This is a genomic window from Micromonospora sp. RHAY321 (assembly GCF_023896955.1).
Taxonomy (GTDB): Bacteria; Actinomycetota; Actinomycetes; order Mycobacteriales; family Micromonosporaceae; genus Micromonospora.
In genome coordinates this window covers 56,621-72,060 of record NZ_JAMHIW010000002.1, presented here as the reverse complement: position 1 = coordinate 72,060, position 15,440 = coordinate 56,621, and the positions used below count along the sequence as shown (strand labels likewise).

General features: G+C 71.5%; 12 protein-coding genes. 6 read left to right on the top strand and 6 right to left on the bottom strand.

Annotated features, from left to right (window positions below):
- The first annotated feature begins 8 nt into the window (after nt 1-8).
- The 3 genes from M8C17_RS04835 to M8C17_RS31800 all read left to right on the top strand — a co-directional run bounded on the left by M8C17_RS04835 (nt 9) and on the right by M8C17_RS31800 (nt 2,538).
- Nucleotides 9-830: a PIG-L family deacetylase gene (locus tag M8C17_RS04835; RefSeq protein WP_252415156.1), complete on the top strand. Its 822-nt coding sequence runs from the start codon at nt 9-11 to the stop codon at nt 828-830.
- A 29-nt stretch (nt 831-859) separates the two neighbouring features.
- Nucleotides 860-1,213: a VOC family protein gene (locus M8C17_RS04830; protein ID WP_252415155.1), complete on the top strand. Its 354-nt coding sequence runs from the start codon at nt 860-862 to the stop codon at nt 1,211-1,213.
- Nucleotides 1,214-1,341: 128 nt separating this feature from the next.
- Nucleotides 1,342-2,538, top strand: a complete 1,197-nt coding sequence (locus tag M8C17_RS31800; RefSeq protein WP_256482144.1) for a chitosanase — start codon at nt 1,342-1,344, stop codon at nt 2,536-2,538.
- On the opposite strand, the gene M8C17_RS04815 is transcribed toward M8C17_RS31800, so the two are convergent.
- Together M8C17_RS04815 and M8C17_RS04810 are read right to left on the bottom strand one after the other, a co-directional pair.
- Nucleotides 2,535-3,143: a hypothetical protein gene (locus M8C17_RS04815; protein WP_252415154.1), complete on the bottom strand. Its 609-nt coding sequence runs from the start codon at nt 3,141-3,143 to the stop codon at nt 2,535-2,537. The genes M8C17_RS31800 and M8C17_RS04815 overlap by 4 nt on opposite strands.
- A 136-nt stretch (nt 3,144-3,279) precedes the next feature.
- A complete protein-coding gene (locus tag M8C17_RS04810; protein ID WP_252415153.1) occupies nt 3,280-3,831 on the bottom strand; it encodes a DUF5872 domain-containing protein in 552 nt (183 codons plus the stop codon).
- Nucleotides 3,832-3,929: 98 nt separating this feature from the next.
- Here M8C17_RS04810 and M8C17_RS04805 point away from each other — a divergent pair, with 98 nt between their 5' ends.
- Complete coding sequence (locus M8C17_RS04805) at nt 3,930-5,825, top strand: ABC transporter ATP-binding protein (RefSeq protein WP_374557167.1); 1,896 nt, start codon at nt 3,930-3,932, stop codon at nt 5,823-5,825.
- 55 nt (nt 5,826-5,880) lie between these two features.
- Here the strand turns inward: M8C17_RS04805 and M8C17_RS04800 are convergent, their stop codons facing one another.
- The 3 genes from M8C17_RS04800 to M8C17_RS04790 form a co-directional block, all read right to left on the bottom strand.
- Nucleotides 5,881-6,444, bottom strand: a complete 564-nt coding sequence (locus tag M8C17_RS04800; RefSeq protein ID WP_252415152.1) for a PepSY domain-containing protein — start codon at nt 6,442-6,444, stop codon at nt 5,881-5,883.
- Nucleotides 6,445-6,505: 61 nt separating this feature from the next.
- A complete protein-coding gene (locus M8C17_RS04795) occupies nt 6,506-7,840 on the bottom strand; it encodes a HAMP domain-containing sensor histidine kinase (protein WP_252415151.1) in 1,335 nt (444 codons plus the stop codon).
- Nucleotides 7,837-8,532 carry a response regulator transcription factor gene (locus tag M8C17_RS04790; protein WP_252415150.1) on the bottom strand — a complete coding sequence of 232 codons (696 nt, stop codon included), beginning with the start codon at nt 8,530-8,532 and terminating at the stop codon, nt 7,837-7,839. Before M8C17_RS04790 ends, M8C17_RS04795 begins: the two co-directional genes overlap by 4 nt.
- Nucleotides 8,533-8,634: 102 nt before the next feature.
- On the opposite strand from M8C17_RS04790, the gene M8C17_RS04785 reads away from it, so the two are divergent.
- Nucleotides 8,635-9,099 (top strand): septum formation initiator, encoded by a 465-nt coding sequence (locus M8C17_RS04785; RefSeq protein WP_252415149.1) that lies wholly within the window; start codon nt 8,635-8,637, stop codon nt 9,097-9,099.
- Nucleotides 9,100-9,182: 83 nt separating this feature from the next.
- On the opposite strand, the gene M8C17_RS04780 is transcribed toward M8C17_RS04785, so the two are convergent.
- A complete protein-coding gene (locus M8C17_RS04780) occupies nt 9,183-13,121 on the bottom strand; it encodes a ThuA domain-containing protein (RefSeq protein ID WP_252415148.1) in 3,939 nt (1,312 codons plus the stop codon).
- Between the two features lie 389 nt (nt 13,122-13,510).
- Here M8C17_RS04780 and M8C17_RS04775 point away from each other — a divergent pair, with 389 nt between their 5' ends.
- On the top strand, nt 13,511-15,427 hold the full coding sequence (locus tag M8C17_RS04775; protein WP_252415147.1) for a glycerophosphodiester phosphodiesterase family protein: 1,917 nt from the start codon (nt 13,511-13,513) through the stop codon (nt 15,425-15,427).
- Nucleotides 15,428-15,440: the final 13 nt, after the last annotated feature.

Sequence of the window (15,440 nt, the reverse complement as noted above, 5' to 3'; positions counted from 1 at the left end):
GTGAGGGCATGCCTGAGCGATCTCTGACCTTGATGGCGGTGCACGCCCACCCTGACGACGAGGCGACGAGCACCGGTGGTGTCCTCGCCCGTTACGCGGCGGAAGGGGTCACGACGGTGCTCGTGACCTGCACGGACGGACGATGCGGCGACGGCCCCGGTGGGGTCAAGCCCGGCGACCCGGGGCACGACCCGGCCGCCGTCGTGGCGATGCGCCGGGCCGAGCTGGAGGTCAGCTGCGCGGCGTTGAAGGTCACGCACCTGGAGACCCTCGGCTACGCCGACTCCGGGATGATGGGGTGGCCGACGAACCAGGTGCCCGGCTCGTTCTGGACGACGCCCGTGGACGAGGCGGCGGACCGGCTGGCCGACCTGATCCGGCAGTACCGACCGGACGTCGTCGTCACCTACGACGAGAACGGCTTCTACGGCCACCCGGACCACATCCAGGCCCACCGGATCACCATGGCCGCGGTGGCGAAGACGGACGTCCCCGCGAAGGTGTACTGGACGACCGTGCCTCGCACGATGTTCGTGGAGTTCGGTCGGATCATGCAGGAGCTCGGCGTCGAGTGGGCCGAGCCCGACGAGCCGGGGCCGGAGCTGGGCCTGCCGGACGACGAGATCAGCACCTGGGTGGACACGAGCAGCTACAGCTCGCAGAAGTTCGACGCGTTGGCCGCGCACGCCAGCCAGACCGAGAACATCTTCTTCCTGCAACTCGGGCGGGAGCGGTTCGCCGAACTGATGGGCCTGGAGACCTTCGTCCGCGTCCGTGACACCACCGACGCGCCGGTACCCGAGGACGACCTCTTCGCCGGACTGCGCTGACCAGGCCGCGTCGCTTCTAGCATGACCGCATGACCACAGATCTGTTCGCGGGCATACCCGTCCGTGACTACACGACGGCGGCGGCCTGGTACGAGCGACTCCTCGGCACCCCGCCGGCGTTCCTGCCCAACGACACCGAGGCGGTGTGGGAACTCGCCGACCACCGGTACGTCTACATCGAGGTGCGCCCGGAGCACGCCGGGCACGCCATGCACACCGTCTTCGTGACCGACTTCGACGCCCGCCTTTCCCAGATCGCCGAACGTGGCCTGGAGCCGGCCGAGCGCGAGACCTACGGCAACGGTGTCCGCAAGGCCATCTTCCGCGACCCCGACGGCAACGAGATCGGCTTCGGCGGCGCGCCGACCGGTGCCTCCGATTGACACCCGAATAGACGTGCTGCTATTTGTTAACAGAGTTTCCTGATGCTCGCGGCGCCCGTCGGGGCCGATCCGCCGCACGGGGGCGATACACCGGCCGGCGGCATGCCGCCCCTTCCCCGAGGAGCACCATGGTTCGCACGAGGACACCGGCCTACGTCGTGGGCGCCCTGCTGATCGGCGTCGCGGCGGTCGGCTACGGCCTGCCGTCGGCCAGCGCCGCGACCGCCGGCCCGATCACCGGCCTCGGTGGCAAGTGCATCGACGTCGCCGGCGCCAATCCGGCCAACGGCACGCCGGTCCAGCTCTACGACTGCAACGGCAGCGCCGCCCAGACGTGGACGGTCGGCAACGCCGACAGCTCGATCCGGGCACTCGGCAAGTGCCTCGACGTCACCGCCGCGTCGACCGCCAACGGCGCCAAGGTGCAGCTGTACGACTGCAACAGCACCGGCGCCCAGAAGTGGACGGCCAGCAACGGTGCGCTCGTCAACGCCGGCTCCGGCAAGTGCCTCGACGTCACCGACCGGAGCACGGCCAACGGCACCCGGTTGCAGATCTGGAGCTGCGCGGGCACCCCCAACCAGCAGTGGACCCTGCCCGGTGGGGGCGGCCCCACCACCCCGGCCGGACCCAACCTCGACGACCCGGCGAAGAAGGACGTCGCCATGCAGCTCGTCTCGGCGGCGGAGAACTCCTCGCTCGACTGGCGCGCGCAGTTCTCCTACATCGAGGACATCGGCGACGGGCGGGGCTACACCGCCGGCATCATCGGCTTCTGCTCCGGCACCGGTGACATGCTGCAACTGGTCGAGGCGTACACGCGCACCAAGCCCGGCAACGTGCTCGCCGCGTACCTGCCGGCGCTGCGCGCCGTCAACGGCACCGACTCGCACGCCGGTCTCGACCCCAACTTCCCCCGCGACTGGCGGGCCGCGGCCACCGACGCCACGTTCCGGGCCGCGCAGGAGTCCGAACGGGACCGGGTCTACTTCAACCCGTCGGTACGCGACGGCAAGGCCGACCAGGTCCGGGCACTCGGCCAGTTCGCCTACTACGACGCCGCGGTGATGCACGGGTACGAGGGCATGCGGGCGATCCGTAACCGCGCTCTCGCCCGGGCGAAGCCCCCGGCTCAGGGTGGCGACGAGCGGGTCTGGCTCAACGCGTTCCTGGACGAGCGGGTCATCGAGATGAAGAAGGAGGCGGCCCACTCCGACACGTCCCGCGTGGACACGGCCCAGCGGGTCTTCCTCAACAACGGCAACGTCGACCTGAACACGCCGCTGGTGTTCGCCGTCTACGGCGAGCAGTTCCGCATCGGCTAGGTCCTCGCCGGATGGATGGTGACGGGCGCCGCGCCCTGCTCGGCCTGCTGCCGCAGGGTCGGCAGGGCCGGTGCCAGCGCCACCAGCATGCACAGGCCACTGATCGGGAGCAGGTCGAGGGTGGACACCGGCAGGACGATCCCGACGAGCAGCAGTGGCGCACTCCACCACGGCAGCCGCCGCCGGGCGGCGAGCATGCCCGCGAGGACGACCAGGCCGAGGAAGAAGAGCTGGGGTACGACGTCGTAGAAGGCCACCTCGACGCCGGGTGTGGACTTGAAGTCCGCGCCGAGCGCCGACATCTCCGCCCGGTCGGCGGCCATCAGCCCTTCCACGATGTCGGCGAGGAACTGCACCATCGTGGCGGCGAGCCCGACCAGCGTCACGCTCACCACCGCCGTTCGCCAGCGGCTGGGCGGTAGCAGACGGGACAGCGCGAGGACCGCCGGGACGAAGAACACCATGCCCGCGAGGCCGAGCAGGTGCGCGGCCTGCCAGTCGAAGCCCGGGCCGTACACCCCGTCGGACCTGCCCCACAGACGCACCAGTCCGTACGCCGCGATACCGACCGGCCCGGCGATCACAAAGAAAGCAGCACGTCTCATGCCGGGAATCATCTGCCCGCCGGTGCCCCGGTAACCTCCGGGCAGAGCCCGGCCCGGTCCCTGATTCTGTTCTCAGGTCTTCCACCGAGCGACCCTGAGCGTGTACCTCAGACGCCCGGTGCCCGTGCGCCGCGGGTCAGCGCCGGTCGAGTTCCGCCTCGAGCCGCTGGATGAGCGTCTTGCGGGCCTTGCCGTCGCGCTCGGTGCGCAGGGCAGCCTTGAGCTGTCGGGTGTCGAGCCCACGGACGAGCTTCGCCGCCTCGGCGACCGGCAGCTCCGACAACCGTTCCGCCGTGGTGGCGTCCTTGCGCGCCCGCTTGGCCGGCTGTGTGTTCGACACGTACTGCCGCCCGGACCGCGACGCCTCGCGTTTCTTGGCGTCGGTCGCGCGCTTCTCGGCGTCCGACAGCTCCTCCCAGGCACGCTTGGGCAGGTATCGGCTCGTCGTGCCACCGTGACGTGCCCGGGTGTCGCCCTCCTTGGTCTGCCATTTCTCGTTTCCCCACCGCTGCAGGGACTTCTGCCGCTCGTCCTTGGGGCCCTCGAAGCCGCCGCCGCGCCTCTTGTACTCCTGAGTAAGCAGCTGCGACTTACGTGCCGACCACTGCCCCTTCCTGCCGCCCTTGTCGGAAGCCTGGATCTCTTCCTTGATCTGCTCTCTGAGTTCGGGCTTCGTGTACCGCGCCATGAACGGCAGCTACCCGGCACCGCACCGCCTATGCCTTCCGCGCGGCGGCTTGACCTCAACCTCACGCGAGGTTCTAGCCTGCTTGCCGGAGGTACGGCATGAGCATGGAAGTGACCGCGTGGATGTCCCTGCACCACGCGATGAACGCGCAGGACGAACGACCATTGTCCCGGGCCACCCTGAAGCGGATCGCACGGTTCGCGCGGCCGCACCGTACCTTGATCATGAGGTTCCTGCTGTTGAGCGTGGTGACGGCGGTCCTCACCGTGGCGGCGCCGGTGCTCGCCGGTCGGGTCGTCGACGCCATCGTCGACGGCGCCGACAGCGGCATCGTGATCCGGTTGGCGGTGCTGATCGCCGTGATCGCCCTGGCCGAGGCCGGCCTGGGTCTGGTGACGCGGTTCCTGTCCGCCAGCATCGGTGAGGGGCTGATCGTCCAGCTGCGGACGGCCGTCTTCGACCACGTGCAGCGCATGCCGGTGGCGTTCTTCACCCGGACCCGCACCGGTGCGCTGGTCAGCCGCTTGAACAACGACGTGATCGGCGCGCAGCGGGCCTTCAGCGACACCCTGTCCAGTGTGGTCGGCAACGCCGTCACACTGATCCTGACCCTGGCGGTCATGCTCAGCTTCTCGTGGCAGATCACGCTGCTGGCGCTGGTGCTGCTGCCGATCTTCGTCCTCCCGGCCCGCCGGATGGGTTCGAGGCTCGCCCAGTTGCAGCGCGAGGCCGCCGAGCACAACGCGGCCATGAGCACCCGGATGACCGAACGCTTCTCCGCACCCGGCGCGACGCTGGTCAAGCTGTACGGGCGTCCGGCCGAGGAGTCGGCCGAGTTCGCGGCCCGGGCGCGACGTGTGCGTGACATCGGCATTCGCGCCGCCATGCTCCAGTGGGTCTTCATCACCGCGCTGACCGTCGTCGGCTCGCTGGCGCTGGCCCTGGTCTACGGGCTGGGTGGTCTCTACGCCCTGCGGGGCAGCCTCGACGCCGGCACCGTGGTCGCGCTCGCGCTGCTCCTGTCGCGCCTCTACGCGCCGTTGACGTCGCTGGCCAGCGCCCGGGTCGAGGTGATGAGCGCGCTGGTGAGCTTCGAGCGGGTGTTCGAGGTCCTCGACCTCAAGCCGCTGATCCTCGACAGGGCCGACGCCCAGCCGCTTCCCGACGGGCCGGTCGCCGTGGAGTTCGACGCGGTACGTTTCGGCTACCCGTCGGCCGACAAGGTGTCGCTCGCGTCTTTGGAGGATGTGGCGAAGCTCGATACGCGCGGCGGCGAGGAGGTGCTGCACGGCGTGTCGTTCCGCGCCGAGGCGGGGCAGATGGTCGCCCTGGTGGGCTCCTCCGGGGCGGGCAAGTCGACGATCGCCCAGCTCGTGCCCCGCCTGTACGACGTCGAGGACGGCGCGGTGAAGCTCGCCGACGTCGACGTCCGCGACCTGTCGGCCGAGTCGATCCGGTCGGCGCTCGGCGTGGTGACCCAGGACGGGCACCTGTTCCACGAGAGCATCCGCGCCAACCTGGCGTTCGCCCGGCCGGACGCGACCGAGGACGAGATGTGGGACGTCCTGCGGCGGGCCCGCCTGGACGCCCTGGTCCGTGCACTCCCGGACGGGCTCGACACGATCGTCGGTGAACGCGGCTACCGCCTGTCGGGCGGGGAACGGCAACGCCTCACCATCGCGCGGCTCCTGCTGGCCCGTCCCCGGGTGGTCATCCTCGACGAGGCCACGGCGCATCTGGACTCCACGTCGGAAGCTGCCGTGCAGGACGCCCTCGCCGAGGCTCTGGCCGGGCGGACGAGTGTGGTCATCGCGCACCGGCTGTCCACCATCCGCGCGGCCGACCAGATCCTCGTCATCGAGGACGGGCGCGTGGTCGAACGCGGGCGACACACCGACCTGCTCGCCGCCGGCGGCCGGTACCAGGAGCTGTACCGCACCCAGTTCGACCAGGAGGAACCGGCGGTTCCCAAGGAGCGCGTCGCGACCCTCTGAGGAGTGCCACCGCCCACCACGGCGCATCGTGGTGGGCGGCGGCGCCATCCGGCGGTCAGTCGTCGTCGCCGGACCCGTCGTCATCGTCCCCATCACTGTCGTCACTGTCATCACGGTCGTCACCGTCGTCGTCGACCGGCTCCTGCTCGGCCTTGACGACCGTGCCGTTGTCCCGGTCGACGTCCACCTCGTGCTCCGTGTCGCCGGCCACGATCTCGACGCTCCAGACCGGGCGGCCGTGCTCCTGCTCGGCCTCGACCTCGACGATCTGGCCACCGCCGGCCCGGGCGAGCGCGATCTCGCCGGCGCGCTGCTCGTCGACCGCCCCGGCCGCCGGAGATCCGCCGCCCGACGGGGCGCCACTCGACGGCGCGTTACTCGACGGTGCCGCGCTGGACGGCGTACCACTGGTTCCCGGCGCGGGGGCCGTACCGCTGGTGGCGCTGTCGTCCGGCGCGTCCGTGGTCGTCGGCTCGGCGGTGACGGCGGCGAGTGCCGTGGCGCCGGCCCTCGAGCCGTCGGCGGCGTTGACGCCGAGGGCGACCCCGCCCACAGCGAGCACCGCCGCCCCGCCGACCGACGCCAGGAGCAGAGAGTTGCGCTTCATCGTGGTGTCCACCTTTCCTCGTTGTCGACTTCGAGGATCGGCCGGATCGGGATAGCACCGCGCTGTCCGGAGGCTAAGGCCGGGTTAAGCCCTTCTCGGCCGGCCCGGACCCGCCGTCTGTCGGCCGCGGCTCGGGCAGCGGCGGCCCGAGTCGGAGCAGCACCTGGGCACCGCCTCCCGGAGCGGTCCGCAGCTCCAGCCGCCCACCGCCGGCCTGTGCGGCACGCCGGGCGATGTCCAGGCCCAGGCCGGTCGAGCCGGCCGCGCTGGCGCCTCGCCGGACCGACCCGGTCGGCATACCCGGGCCCTCGTCGGTGACGATGAGCAGCACCTGCCCGCCCTCCCGGACGAGCCGCACGGCGAAGGGCGTCCCGTCGGGGGTGTGCGCGAAGACGTTGCCGAGCAGGGCGTCCACGGCCGCCGTCAGGTCGTCGGCGGGCACACAGACGGGAAGCGGGCCGGGTACCAGGTCGAGGGTGACGGCCCGGCCGGTGTCCTCGGCCAGCACCGACCAGAACGCGACCCGGTCGCCAACGATCGTCGCCGCGTCCGAGACGACCGGTCCGGCCGCCGGGGACCGCCGCCACCGGGCCTGCCGGATCAGGCCGGTGACCGCCCGTTCCAGCCCGTCGGCGGCGGCCGTGATACGGGCCGCGTCGTCCGGGTCGCGCAGCGACTCCGCCTCCAGCCGCAACGCCGTCAACGGCGTACGCAGCCGGTGCGACAGGTCGGCGACCTGTTCACGCTCCTGCACCAGGAGCACCTGGATCCGCCCCGCCAGATGGTTGAGCGCCCCGGCCACCTCGCGTAGCTCCGCCGGGCCGGCCGGTACGACCCGGGCGTCCAGTTCGGCGTTCGCCAGGCGGTTCGACACCGCAGACAGCTCGCCGATCGGCCGGACCAGGGTGCGCGCCAGCCGATCGGCGACGGCCAACCCGATCAGCACCAGGACCACTCCGAGCAGGGCCAGCACCAGCCAGGCCCGGGTCACCCCACTGGTCAGCTCGTCCCGGGGGACCACGGTCCGGATCACCCCGGTGCCGTCCGCCCTGCCCTGCACGGCGATGACGACCTCCCGGCCGGCCGCCGACTCCCCGGTGAGGCTCTGCCCCCGCTCGGCCAGCGCCACCGCCGGCGTACGGGGTGTCTGCGCGCCGAGCACCGTGCCGTCCGGCAGGAAGACGCTCACCGGTCGGCCGGACTCCGCCGCGAGCTGCTCGACGGTCAGCCGGATGGTCGCCGCGTCGGCGGTGCCGACCACCGGCACCAGGCTCTGCGCGTCGGCGGTGGCCCGGACCGTGGCCCGGTCCTCGGCGACGGTGCGGACCAGCAGCGCCAGCGGCACCAGGAACGCGATCAGGGTGAGCACGCTGACCGCGGCGACCAGCAGCGCGAGGCGAGCCCTCACCGCTGCTCCCCCGGCGCCTCCAACCGCACCCCGACGCCCCGCACGGTGTGCAGGTAGCGGGGCTGCTGGGCGCTCTCGCCCAGCTTGCGGCGCAGCCAGGACAGATGCACGTCGACGGTCTTGTCGGCGCCGCCGTACGGGATCTGCCACACCTCGGTGAGCAGTTCGCGCTTGGTGACCACCTGGCCCGGCCGGCCGGCGAGGTGATGCAGCAGGTCGAACTCACGCGGCGTCAGCTCCACCGGCGCCTCGTCCAGGGTGACCTGACGAGCCCGGGGGTCGATCCGCAGCCCGCCCACGACCAGCGACGGGTCCGCCGCGCCGGCTCCGGAGGGGCCCCGCCGGAGCACGGCCCGGGCGCGGGCGTCGAGCTGCGCCGCGGTGAACGGCTTGACCAGGTAGTCGTCGGCGCCCGCGTCGAGGACCCGAACGATCTCGGCCTCGTCGTCGCGGGCCGTGGCCACGATGACCGGCACCGAGCTGACCGCGCGCAGCATCCGCAGCAGCTCGCGCCCGTCCAGGTCGGGCAGGCCCAGGTCGAGCACGACGAGGTCGGGCCGGTCGTCCAGCGCGTCACGGAGCCCGGCCATCGCCGTCGAGGCGGCGGCCACCGCGTGACCGCGTTCCCGTAGTGCCCGGATCAGCGGCGTACGGATCGTCAGGTCGTCCTCGATGAGCAGCAGGCGGGCCACAGGTGGCAGGCTAGCCGCTGCGGCCGGGACCGGGGCGGACGTTAACACTGCCTTAGCGTCCGCATGTGCCAGCCACAACCCTGGATCGGGGATAGTCATCTGATGGGCCGTCGTTCGATCCTCGTCGCCGCAGGGTGGGTGGCCACCGCCGCCGTGGCCACCCTCATCGGGTTGGGCGCCATCCAACTGGTGGGCGAGAGCATCACCGGAACCCCGGGCGGGGTGCGCAGCGAGGCGGAGATCGAACGGGCGCTCGCCTCGCCGGAACCGCCACCCGCCGCCACGACGAGCGCCGCGCCGGCCACGCCGGGCACGGTGAGCGCCACGCCGACCGCCAGCTCCGGGGTGCGCCGGGGGTTCGCCACCGACGGCGGCACGGCCGTGGCCGAGTGCGGCCCCGGTGGGGTACGCCTCGTCTCCTGGGCGCCCGCGCAGGGTTACCGGGTACGCGACGTCGACCGGGGCCCGGACGACGACGTCGAGGTCACGTTCAAGGGGTCGGCCGGCGAGTACGAGCTGAAGGTGCGCTGCATCGGCTCGGAGCCGGTGGCGGTCGCCGACGACTGACCCACCGCGCGCCACCCGCCTCTCGGCGAACGACGGACGTGGCCGGCACGGAAGTCCGTGCCGGCCACGTCATCGGTGGTGGTTCAGCTGGCGTACGCCTCCACCTCCCAGAGCGAATGCCCGTATCCGGTGCCCCGGGCGGTACCGTTGATCCGCAGGTAGCGACCGTTGGCACCGAGCGCGGTGTGCTCGTCCACGCCGCCGTCGGCGCCGGTCACCGTCTTCACGGTGGTCCAGGTGGTGCCGTCGTTCGAGGTCTGGATCTGGTAGGCGCTGCTGTACGCCGCCTCCCAGCTCAGCTTGACCCGACCGATCGCGGTGGGGCTACCGAGGTCGATGCGGATCCACTGCGGGTCGGAGAACGTGCTCGACCAGCGGGTGGTGAGGCTGCCGTCGACCGCCTGGGCGCCGGTCACGTCGGCCCCCTCGTTGCTGGACGTCAGCGTCGGCTTGTTCAGCAGCAGGTTGGTACCGGGGCCGGTGGGACCGCCGGTACCGCCGTACACCTCGAACTCGAACAGCGAGTAGCCCCAGGCGGTCCCTCGGGTGGTGCCGAGGAGCCGGACGTACCGGCCGGAGCCGGTGAGCCCGGTCAGGTCGTCCACGCCGCCGTCACCGCCGGTCACCGTACGGATCGTGGTGAAGTTGACCCCGTCCGGCGAGGTCTGGATCTGGTATCCGCTGCCGTACGCCGCCTCCCAGGTCAGCTTGACCCGGTTGATGGCGTAGGAGGCGCCGAGGTCCACGTCGATCCACTGCGGGTCGCCGAACGCGCTGCCCCAGCGGGTGCCGGCCACGCCGTCGAACGCGTTGCCGGCGACGAATGCACCCTCGAAACTGGACGCCCGAGCGGGCTTGCCCTGGGCCAGGTTCCCGGTCGGCGGGTCGGGGTCGGGATCCGGCCCGGGACCACCGGGGCTGGTGGAGAGGGTGAACTCGTCGATGTCGAACCACGGGCCGGCGCCCTTGAAGACCAGGAACAGGGTCCGGGTGCCGGTCGGGGCGGTGACCCCGCCGGTGACCGTGGCGAAGTTGGCGTACCCACCGGTGGGTACGACGGTGGCCGAGCCGACCAGCGGCCCGGTGGGCGAGTCGACCCGCAGCTCCAGTGTGCCGCCGCCGCCGGCCGGGGCGCCGACCCTGGCACTGAACGACTGGACGCCGGTCAGGTTGTACGGCTGGAACGAGATCCAGTCGTTGTTGTCGATGTATCCGACCGCGGCGCCGCCGTGCCCGGCTGCCCCGGCGACGACCTGGATGCCGGACGAGTCGCCGAAGTGCTCGGCCTGACGGACACGCGGTTGCAGGACCGCCTGGGTGTGGGTGGTCAGCGCGGGCTGGCCACCGCCGCCCAGGTCGGTGTACTCGGCGTCGATGATGCCGAAGATGTTCGCCGCGGTGTCGTGCTCGCCGTCGGCCGAGGTCTGGATGACCCCGGTGCAGCCCTGCACGCTGCCGAGCTGGTGGCCGTGCGAGTCGTGACCGAGGACGTAGTTCACCTTCACCCGGGCGCAGTTGATGGCACCGTCCTGGGCGTCCGTGACGGTGACGTTGAACGGCACCGCGTCCCCGAAGGTGAACGTCTGCCCGTTCAACGGGGTGTTCACCCGGACCACGGGGGCGCTGTTGCCGACGGTGATGACCACGCTCGCGGTGGCCGTCTTGCCGGTGGTGTCCCGGACCGTCAGCGTCGGGCTGCGGGTCCCGTTGGTGGTGTACGTGAAGCTCGGGTTCGCCGCGGTCGAGTCGGTGGTCCCGTTGTTGTCGAAGTCCCAGGCGTAGGTGAACGGGTCACCGTCCGGGTCGAGTGTGCCGGCCGAGGAGAACGCCACGGTCAGCGGCGCCGTGCCGCTGGTCGGGGTGGCCGAGACCACCGCGCGGGGCGCTCTGCCCTCGCGGGCGTACTCGATGCGGTACAGCGCCGAGTTGGCGTCGCCGTTGAACCAGCCGGTGCCGTAGTCGAGGACGTAGAGGGCGCCGTCGGGGCCGAACTCCATGTCCATGACCTGGGTGCCGGTCCACGGGAACGGGTTGATCTTCAGCGGTTGGCCGGCCGGGTCGAGCTTGATGTTCTTGATCCAGCGGCGGCCGAACTCGCCGGCGAAGTAGGTCCCGTCGTAGTACTGCGGGAACGCCACGTCCGAGGTGTTGTTCGGGTCGTACCGGTAGACCGGGCCGCCCATCGGGGACAGGCCGCCACCGGTGAACTCCGGCGGGGAGCCGGATCCGCCGTACGGCAGCCACGCCGGAACGGCCGGCGGCAGCTGGGTGATGCCGGTGTTGTTGGGTGAGTTGTTCACCGGCCCGCCCGCGCAGTTGAACTTCGGCCCGGACGGGCCGGACGGGAAGGTGTAGTCGTTGTAGGCGTCGTTGCGGGCGGTGCAGTACGGCCAGCCGTAGAAGCCGGGCCGGTCGATCCGGGCGAACTCCACGTTGCCAGCCGGCCCCCGGTTCGGGTCGGCGGTGCCCGCGTCGGGACCGTAGTCACCGAGGTAGACGATGCCGGTGGCCTTGTCCACGCTCATCCGGAACGGGTTGCGGAAGCCCATCGCGTAGACCTCCGGGCGGGTCCGCGCGGTTCCCGGGGCGAACATGTTGCCGGCCGGGATGGTGTAGCCGCCGGCCGCGCTCGGCTTGATCCGGAGCACCTTGCCCCGGAGGTCGTTGCTGTTGGCCGAGGTGCGCTGGGCGTCGAAGGCCGGGTTGCGGCCGGCCCGCTCGTCGATCGGGGTGAAACCGGCCGAGTCGAACGGGTTGGTGTCGTCGCCGGTGGACAGGTACAGGTTGCCGGCCGCGTCGAAGTCCATGTCACCGCCGACGTGGCAGCACATGCCCCGGCTCGTCGGCACGTCCAGGACCAGCGTCTCGCTGGCCAGGTTGATGGTGTTGTCCGCGTTCACGGTGAACCGGGACAGTCGGTTGACGCCGTTCCAGGCGGCGAAGTCGGCCGCGGTGCCGGTGGCCGGCGCGCCACCGCCGGGCGTGCTGAGTGGTGGTGCGTAGTACGCGTACACCCAGCGGTTGGTGGCGAAGTTCGGGTCGGCCTTGATCCCCTGCAGGCCCTCCTCGTCCCCGGTGTAGACCGGCAGCGTGGCGGCGACCTTGGTGTTGCCGGCCGCGTCGGTGTGCCGGATCACGCCGTTGCGCGAGGTGTGCAGCACGCCCCGGTCGGGCAGGACGGTGAGGCTCATCGGCTCGCCGGTCTCGGCCGCGCCCTTGGCCAGCTCCACCTGCTGGAAGTTGCTGTTGACGGTGGCGCCGCAGTCCGCGTCGACCGCACCGGCGGCCGTCATGATGCCGCCGAGCAGGTGCTGGCGGAAGTTCGCCTCGGTGTACGACGCGTCGGTGTGGCCGAGGCCGGTGTACCAGGACCGGCCGCCGGAGTAGTTCTGGCACCACGAGATCGGGTGGTCGGACCCCATGCTCCCGCCGGTGTAGGTGCTCTCGTCCAGAGTGGCCAGCACGTGCGCGTTGCCCCGGGGGTTGGTGCGGTAGTTGTACCACTCGTCCAGCCGGGTCCACCGTTGCGGCAGCGTCGCGGTGGACGGGTGCACCTGGTCGGCGACCTTGATGGTGGCGGTCTGGTCGGCCGGGTGCGAGGCGAAGTACGCCCCGACCAGCCCGCCGTACCAGGGCCAGTCGTACTCAGTGTCGGAGGCGGCGTGCACGCCCACGTACCCGCCACCGCCCTGGATGTAGCGCTCGAACGCGGCCTGTTGGGCGGCGTTGAGCACGTCGCCGGTGGTGGACAGCCAGATCACCGCGGCGAACCGGTCCAGGTTGGCGTCGGTGAACTGGGTCGAGTCCTCGGTGGTCTCGACGGTGAACCCGTTGGCGGCGCCGAGCTGCTGGATGGCGGCGATGCCGGGGCCGATGGAGCCGTGCCGGAATCCGGCGGTCTTGCTGAACACCAGCACGGTGAACGGTGCGGCGCTGGCCGTGGGTGGCACGGCGACGATGCCGCCCACCACGAGGATCGCGCTCAGCACGGCGCCGAGCCACGATCTCAGGGATCTGCGCACGGTAGGTCCTTTCGCGGTGCGGGGACGGCGTGCGCCGATCACGCCTGGGGTGGTGGGAGGGGGTGGTGCCGGTCGTGGTTACGGCTCGCCCGACGCGCCGTCGCCGCCGCGAACACGAGACATGTGAATGCATCGTTGCGGCTGGATGACGGTTGCGTCAAGCACTCTCCCACCATCCGTGAGAGCGTTATCTCCGCAGCTCAGGGCCGACTGTGCAGGCGTGATCAGATTACGCTTTTCCGGCCCGGGATCCGCCCCGGCGAGCCGACGGCGACGGCCTCCACAGCGAGGAGTCCGGCGAGCACGACCGAGGGCCGTACACCGAGCGTTCCGATGTCGGCCACGCTCAATCGATCATGAATTCGGCTGTGCTTCGTACCGTTCCGGCCATGACTGTCCTTTCCGCATCATCGCCGCTCGGCCGTGACGAGACGAGGTTCGTCGCGACGCGCACCCGGGCCGCCGCCGTCGTCGCCGCGCTCGCCGTCACGGGCGCTGCCGTCGCGGTGACCGTCGCGACCTCACCGCCGGCCACCGCCGGACCGGGCACCGTCGTGGTCTCGGAGAACTTCACCTCCGGTTCGCTGCCCGCCGGCTGGAACGCGGTCGACGGCGCCTGGAAGGTGGAGAACGGCCGCCTGTACGGGACCTCCGCCAGCTCCGGCGAGAACAACAAGGTCACGTTCGGTCGCCACCTGGACGACTTCCGGCTCGAGGCGACCATGCGGTTCGAGTCGGTCTCCGCCACCACCCGCTGGGCCTCGCTCGGCATCGACGTCCCGGCCAACGGGGCCACCCCGTGGTGGATCGCCACCATGCGCAGCGGCACCACCGCCGCCAACGGTCTCGAGTTCGCCCAGCGGACCACCGCCAACGCCTGGGTCGTGACGAACACCGCCTCCGCCCCGTACGCCGCCGGCACCGGTCGGGACGTGCGCGTCGCGGTCGAGGTGCACGGCAACCAGGCCCGCTGGATCTTCGACGGGCGGGAGGCGATGCGCACGAACAGCCTCCAGCGTTCCGCCAACGGCGTCCAGGCGCTCTTCGTCAACGGCGGCACCGTCTCCTACGACGACGTCATCGTCACCGAGCTGGCGCCGAACGGCTACATCCGCCCCGAGGGCAGCCCGTTCACCGTGATCGCCCACCGCGGAGCGTCCGCCGCCGCGCCGGAGAACACCCTGGTCGCGCAGGAGATCGCCCGCAGGGGTGGCGCCGACTGGATCGAGAACGACGTCCAGCCGAGCAAGGACGGCATCCCGTTCATCCTGCACGACAGCACGGTCGACCGGACCACCGACGGCACGGGCAGCATCCGCAACCTGACCGCCGCGCAGATCAAGGCACTCGACGCCGGCTCCTGGTTCGGCCCGCACTACGTGGGCGAGCGGGTGCCGACCCTGGCCGAGCAGCTCGCCGACCTGCGTACCCGGGGCGGCAACCTGCTGGTCGAGATCAAGGGCAGGCACACCAGGGACGAGGTCGCGACGATCATCCGGGTGATCCGCGACGAGCAGATGATGGGCCGCGTGTTCATCCAGAGCTTCGAGGTCGACGCCCTCCGCTACACCTACGAGCTCGCCCCCGAACTGCCGCTCGGCCTGCTCCGCAGCAGCCTCGACGCCGACCCGGTGGCGATCGCGAAGGAGCTGCACCTGACCGCGTACAACCCGGACGGCAACGCGCTCCTGGGCAGGCCGGAGGTCGTCGCCCCGCTGCACGCCGCCGGTGTCGCCGTGATGGCGTGGACGATGGACTCCGCCGGCCTGTGGCAGCGGTTGGAGCGCATCGGCACCGACGCGATCATCACCAACCGCGCGTCCGAGCTGGTCGGCTGGAACTCGGCCTTCGTCCAGCGGCCCGACGCGAGACCGACCGTGGAGATCACGTCACCGGCCAACGGTGCGCGGCTCGACCGGGCACAGTCCCCGGTGATCGCGGTCGCCGCGACCAACGCGGACACCGTCACCGTCACGCTCGACGGCGGGAAGTCGGCCGTCGGCCGCAAGCTCGACCTGGTCAAGTTGACCGCCGGCCGGCACACCATCAGCACCGAGGTGACCGGGCCCGAGGGCACCGCGACGGCCACCAGCACCTTCACCGTGACGGTGAGCCAGGCCGGGCTCGGCTACCTGCTTCTCACCTCGGGCGCCGACCCGGCCGCCATCAACACGATGACCGTCAAGCTGGCCCACGCCCAGTACGCCGAGCTGGCCACGTACGTCGACCGGCAGGCCGGCAGGCTGGTGCCGGCCGAGGCGGCCAGCGTCATCGCCGCCGACGCCCGGACCCTCGCGCTGAAGTAGCCCGACGCCGTAC